The sequence below is a fragment of the Streptomyces sp. NPDC019443 genome (assembly GCF_044389785.1).
GTDB lineage: Bacteria > Actinomycetota > Actinomycetes > Streptomycetales > Streptomycetaceae > Streptomyces.
This window is the reverse complement of the sequence record NZ_JBIRYJ010000045.1, coordinates 1-6,563: the sequence shown is the minus strand read 5'-3', so window position 1 is coordinate 6,563 and position 6,563 is coordinate 1. Positions and strand designations below refer to the sequence as shown.

General features: G+C 69.1%; 3 protein-coding genes. All 3 read right to left on the bottom strand.

What is annotated here, in order from left to right; all coding sequences use genetic code 11:
- Nucleotides 1–1,582 (bottom strand): condensation domain-containing protein (locus ACH492_RS39895; RefSeq protein ID WP_398994329.1); only part of this gene is annotated, 1,582 nt, incomplete at its 3' end.
- Between the two features lie 249 nt (nt 1,583–1,831).
- Nucleotides 1,832–2,632, bottom strand: coding sequence for an FkbM family methyltransferase (locus ACH492_RS39890; RefSeq protein ID WP_398994327.1), 801 nt, complete (start codon nt 2,630–2,632; stop codon nt 1,832–1,834).
- Nucleotides 2,629–6,563, bottom strand: a 3,935-nt coding sequence (locus ACH492_RS39885) for an amino acid adenylation domain-containing protein (protein ID WP_398994325.1), incomplete at its 5' end; no start/stop codon positions are given. The genes ACH492_RS39890 and ACH492_RS39885, both read right to left, overlap by 4 nt.

Sequence of the window (6,563 nt, the reverse complement as noted above, 5' to 3'; positions counted from 1 at the left end):
ACCCCCCATACGACAACACCACATCACCCGACACCACCGCCACCGCATCCGGCACCGACAACGCCCGCCCAGCAATCAACTCATGCACCCCACCCGCACCCACACCAGGCACAGGAGTCGAAGCCGGAGTCGGAGTCGGAGTGTCATTCCACTCCTCCACCACCTGCCGCCACTCGTCCGCCGTCAACACCGGCAGCCGTGACAGTTCCCGTCCCGTGTCCTCGGCCACGGCTTCCAGCAGCGTGACCAGGTGGCCCGCCATCCGCTCCACCGTCACCGCGTCGAACAACGCAGTGCTGTACTCGAACTCCCCCGCCAGCCCCGCGTCGCTGTCGCTGAAGATCAACCGCAAGTCGAACTTGGCGACGATCGTGCCGTCCGCCGTATCGGCCGTGGCGAGGTCACCGGCACCAGCACCGGTGGAGGGTCCGACGGAGTCGTAGTTGAAGAGGGCCTGGAACAGCGGGGTACGCGACCGGTCCCGGTCGGTGACCAACGCCTCCACCAACTGCTCGAACGGCACATCCTGATGCGCGTACGCACCCAGCGCCGTCTCCCGAACACGCCCCAACACCTCACGGAACGACGGATCACCCGACAGATCCGCCCGCATCACCAGAGTGTTGACAAAGAACCCGATCAAGTCCTCGGTCTCGGCACGGTTCCGGTTCGCCACCGGCGTGCCCACCACCACATCCTCCGAACCCGCATACCGCCCCAACAACACCGCATACACCGACAGCAACGTCATGAACATCGACACACCGCACTCACGGGACAACGCCCGCAGCGCCTCGGCGGCCTCGTCGGGGACGGTGAAGCGTACGGATGCGCCCGCGGAGGAGCGGATCGGCGGCCGGGGGCGGTCGGTGGGGAGTTCCAGCTCCGGGGCTTCGGCCAACCGCTCGCGCCAGTAGGACAGTTGCTGGTCCAGGACCTCACCGTCCAACCACTGCCGCTGCCACACAGCAAAGTCCGCGTACTGCGCCTCAAGCGGCGGCAGCGGGTCGGGGTCACCCGCCCGGAATGCCTCGTACAGGGCCATCAGCTCGCGGTGGAAGACCTGGTCGGACCACTCGTCGAAGACCACGTGGTGCATGGCGACCACGAGGACGTGCTCCTCCGGTGCCAGGCAGAGAAGCGTGGCGCGGATCAGCGGTCCGGCCGCGAGGTCGAAGGGGACAGCGGCGTCCGCCGCCACCAGAGCCCGCACAGCCGCCCGAGGATCCATCTCCCCCGACACATCCACCACCGGCAGCGCGAACGACGCCGGCGCATCGATCACCTGACGCGGCACACCATCCGCATCCGCCACCAACCGCGTCCGCAACACCTCATGCCGCGCCACCACACCGGACAACGCCGCCCCCAGGGCAGCGACATCCAGGGCGGCGTCCCAGCGCACCCGCATCGACAGGTTGTACTCGGTCGACGACGGTTCCAACTGGTCCAGGAACCAGAGGCGCTGCTGTGCGAACGACAGGGGGATCGGACCGTCGGGGCGCGGTCCCCATTCGCGGCGCGATGCCTGCTCTCCCTTGAGGCGTCGCTTCAGCAATTCCCGCTTGGCGTCAGAAAGCATCAGTTGTCCCCTGCAAATGAGAAAGCTGAATTAGTGCATGACGGTGCGCTGCTCGGCCCTGGCGAATCCGTCACGACACCGAAAGGGAACGCGACGGCAAGAATCGATTCTCCGTCTCACCATGGCACACCACTGGATCATTGATCCAGTGAGTGGATGACCGGTCACCGCTCGGCGGGTCGGCCGAGCGGTGACGGGTGTCAGAGGGGAATGTTCAACTGCTGCGCGGCGGCGTTTGAACGCCGGGCGCTAGCGCGTGGCGTCGAGTTCGTACAGGTCCGTGCCCGCCAGCTTGGGCTGCTGGGCGGCGGAGACGGTGAAGCCGTGCCCTTCGAGGAGTCCAGTGATGCTCTTCAACCGGCCTTCCTCGTCGTGCACTTCGGTGACGACGCGACCGATCAGCGGCCAGTGCTCGTCCTCGACGCCGGCCAGGACCAGGTGCTCGGCGCGCTCGACGTCGATCTTCAGCAGGCCGATCTCGCGCAGCTCGTGGCGCCTGACCAGATCCGAGACGGTGAGTGTGGGAACTGTCAACTCTATTCCGCGGTGCAGGTCCTTGACGATTTCCCCGATGTAGTCCTCGGGAATTCCTGAGTTGCGCAGGAATATCTTGGTGTTCGCGTCGTCTGCCTGCGGGTCGGCGAACAGTCCCGAGTTCCCCGTCGACTTCGGGTAGTAGGTGAAGGTGCTCTCTCCTGCGCGATCGCTGACGGCGCTGCGTACGGCCACGGCTCCCGGCAGATGGCTGCGGAGATTCGTCTCGAGACACGCGTACGTCGTCGGCGCGGGTTCCACGGAGATGATCCGCAGATCGGGGACTCGCCAACCAAACATCAGGGACACGATGCCGATGTTGGCGCCGATGTCGAGCACGGTGTCGCCAGGCCGCAGCGCGTCCGCGGCCGACCGGTAGAGCCCTTGGCCCGTCGCCTCCGCCCAGAGGACCTTGGCCTCGGCCGCGCTGACGCAGCTGATTCCTCGTCCGTTGGGAAGCTCGTACGGGCTGGTGGCCGTGGGCGTGGTCGTCCGCGGCTCCGTCGGCTCGGTCATGCGGACGCTCCTCCGGCGTTGCCGTTCCTCAGGCGTTCGATCTCGGCGCTCAGATAGGCGCCCACGGCCTGTGCGCCCTCGTCGTAGAAGACGTTGGAGTGCTTGCCGGGCACGTCGATGACCTCGGGGCCGCGGGTGACCGGGATCTTCCACTGTTCGAGCGTCCACTGGTACGGCTTGGGCTGGTCGTCGCGCGGCATCAGCAGTACGACGCGGCCGTCGTAGTTGCGCATGCCGCGGTGCATGAGCTCGCCGTAGTACGAGTAGGCCAGCCGGTTGGTGACGAGGGCGCGCATGATGCGCAGGGCGTGCTTGTCGCCGTCGCGGACGCCCCGGGCGATCTCCTCGTCCGGTGCGCCGTACTTCAGGAGCCGCTTCTCGGTCCTGCGGTCGAGTGTCGTGCCGGGGTCGCCGGCCAGCGCCGCCTCGATGCTGTCGAGGAGTTTACGGTCGGACTTGCTGAAGGCCTGGCTGGGCAGGCGGCGGGCGAAGTGCTGGCGGGCCGGTGCCATGAGGTAGACGCCGGCGACATCCTTGCCCATGGCCGTCAGCTGGCGGGCCATCTCGAAGGCGACATAGGAGCTGCCGGACTGGGCGGTGAGGACGTACGGCCCGTCCTTCTGGATGCGCAGCACCTCCCCGATGTACGTGGTCGCCATCTCCTCGACCGAGGAGGGCTGCGCGTCCTCGCCGGTCAGTCCGCGTTCCTGCAGGCCGTAGAACTGCTGGCCCTCGGCGAGGTGCCCGGCGACCTCGGCGAACGCCGCGACCTCGCCGGTGAGGGTGTGGACGGCGAACACGGCCGGCAGGACCCTGCCGGCGCGGATGGTCACCGCCGAGCGCACCTCGGGGTCCTCGGCGTGGATCTGGATGAGCGGCGCTGCGGCTGCGATCGTCGGGTGGTCGAAGAGGTCGCCGACGCTGACGTCGTGCCCGGCGCTGCGGATGCGGCCGACGATCTGGGTAACCAGCAGCGAGTTGCCGCCCAACTCGAAGAAGTTGTCGTGGGCTCCGATGCGTTCGATGCCGAGGATCTCGGACCACACCTCCGCGAGCAGTTCCTCGGCCGCGCCGGACGGGGCGACGTACTCGGTACTGGTGGAGCGGACCGTCTCGGGTTCCGGCAGTGCCGCCCTGTCGACCTTGCCATTCGTCGTGAGCGGCAGCCGGGACATCTCCATGAAGGCCGCCGGGACCATGTAGTCCGGGATGCTGCGCAGCAGCGCCTCGCGCAGGTCGGCGGCCTCGGGGATGCCCTCGCTGTGATCGGCCGGCACCAGGTAGGCAGCAAACTTGCGGTCCGCGCTCTGCCCGTACGCCGTCACGACCGCCGTCCGTACCGCCGGGTGGGCGGCGAGCACCGCCTCGATCTCGCCGGGCTCGACCCGGAACCCGCGCACCTTGACCTGGTCGTCGGTGCGGGCGATGTATTCGAGCTGTCCGTCGACCAGCCAGCGCACCTGGTCGCCGGACCGGTACATGCGCGCGCCGTCCCCGGCGAACGGGTCGGCCACGAACCGCTCCGCACTCAGCGCGGCACGGCCCAGGTATCCCCGCGCGACGCCCGCGCCGCCGATGAACAGTTCGCCGGTCGTGCCGACAGGCACCGGGCGGAGTTGCTCGTCGAGCACGTAGACGCGGGTGTTGGAGATCGGGGAACCGATGGGCGGCCCACTGGGGTCAGGGTTTCCCGCCTCGACATGGAAGGTGTCGAGGGTGGCGATGCTTGCGCACACCGTCGTCTCGGTCGGACCGTACGCGTTGAACAGCCGACGGCCGTCGGACCACTGGGCGGCCACCTGCCCGTCGAGCCGCTCGCCCGCCGTGATCAGGGTGGACACACCGCCGAAGTCGGCCGGGCTCAGGGCGTCCAGCAGGGACGGGGGTACGGTGGCCACGCTCACTCCGGTACGGGCGGCGAGCGCTGCCAGGCGGCCGGGGTCGGCGCGGTCCTCCGCCTCAGCGACGACCAGGGTGCCCCCGGCCGCGAGCGCCATCAGCAGTTCCCACACCGACGCGTCGAACCCGAACGGCGCGAACTGCAGGACCGCGTCCCCGGCCCCGACACCGAACGTCTTCGCCTGGGCCTGCACCAGGTTCACCACACCGCCGTGCGCGATCTGCACACCCTTCGGCCGCCCCGTCGACCCCGACGTATAGATGACATACGCCAACTGACCTGCCTGTACGGGGACTTCAGGCGCCTTCGACGGCTGTGCGGCGAGCTCCGCCACGACGTCCGGGGCATCCACGACCACCGTCCGCAGGCGGCCCACCGGCAGCTCGTCCACCAGTTCCCCGGTTCCCAGCAGCAGCGTCGCCCGGCTGTCGGTCAGCATGAAGCCGAGCCGGTCCGCCGGGTACTCCGGGTCCAGCGGCAGATAGGCGCCGCCGGCCTGCCACACCGCGAGGATGGCCACGACCATGTCGATCCCGCGCGGCAGGCACAGCCCGACCACCGACTCGGAGCCCACACCCGCTCCGCGCAGGTAGTGCGCGAGCCGGTTCGCCCGCTCCATCAACTCGGCGTATGTCAGGGCCAGTTCGCCCGACACGACGGCCACGGCGCCCGGGGTCTCGGCCGCCCGCTCGGCGATCAGCTCGTGCACTCCGCTCGCCTCGGGCAGTTCCTCGACCGTGTCGTTCCACTCGTGCACCAGACGCCGGTATTCGACCTCGGTGAGCATCGGCAGCTCACCCACCGGCCGCTCGGCGTTCTCGCCCACAACTCCCAGCAACGTCACCATGTGCCCCGCAATCCGCTCGACCGTCACCGCGTCGAACAGAGCGGTGCTGTATTGGATCTCGCCGGTCAGGACGCCGTTGTCCTCCCCCAGCGCCACAACCATGTCGAACTGCACCGGCAGCAGACCCGTGCCGGTCTCGACGCGCATGCCGACCGCGCCGCGTGCCGCGTCGCTGTCGTTGCCGCTGTCCCTGTCAGGGGTGTCGGCCGCGCCCGCCCCGTCCCCGCCGGAATAGGACGTCCGGGCGGCTCCCGCCGTGTAGTTGAAGGACACGCGGGTGAGAGGGCTACGAGTACGGTCCCGCACATCCGCCAGGGCGTCCACCACCTGCTCGAACGGCAGGTCCTGGTGTGCGTACGCCCCCAGCGCCGTCTCCCGTACGCGGCGCAGCACCTCGGTGAAGGACGGGGTGCCGGACAGGTCCGTCCGCATGACCAGGGTGTTGACGAAGAACCCGATGAGGTCCTCGGTCTCGGCCCGGTTCCGGTTCGCGACCGGCGTGCTCACGACGACGTCGTCCGACTCGGTGTAGCGGCCCATGAGGATGTCGAAGGCGGCGAGCAGGGTCATGAACATCGTCGTGCCGTGCTCGCGCGACAGCGCCCGCAGCGCCGCGGCGGTCTCCGCCGGGACGGTGAACCTCGCCACCGACCCCTCCGTGGAGCGGACCGTCGGCCGGGGCCGGTCGGTCGGCAGCTCCAGGTTCTTCGCTCCCGTCAACTTCTCACGCCAGTAGGCGATCTGCGCGTCACGCACGTCCCCTGAGAGCCAACTCCGCTGCCACGCCGCGACATCGGCGTACTGGACCGCGAGGGGCGGCAGCGGATTCGGCTCACCGGCCTTGAACGCCCGGTACAGGACGGAGAACTCGCGCTGGAGGACGCCGTCCGACCACTCGTCGAAGACGACGTGATGCATCGCGAGGACGAGTACGTGGTCGCCCGGGGCCAGGCGGACGAGGGTGGCGCGGAGGAGAGGGCCGGCGGCGAGATCGAAGGGCGTCAGACCGTCCTTGACGATCAGGCCGTCCGCCTCCCCCTGTGGATCTTCGCTGCCGGACAGGTCCAGCAGCGGCAGGGGAACGGGGGTCGGCGGGTCGATGAGCTGGTGCGGTACGCCCTCGGCATCGGCCACCAGACGGGTGCGCAGCACCTCGTGGCGGGCCACGATCGCGTCCAAGGCCG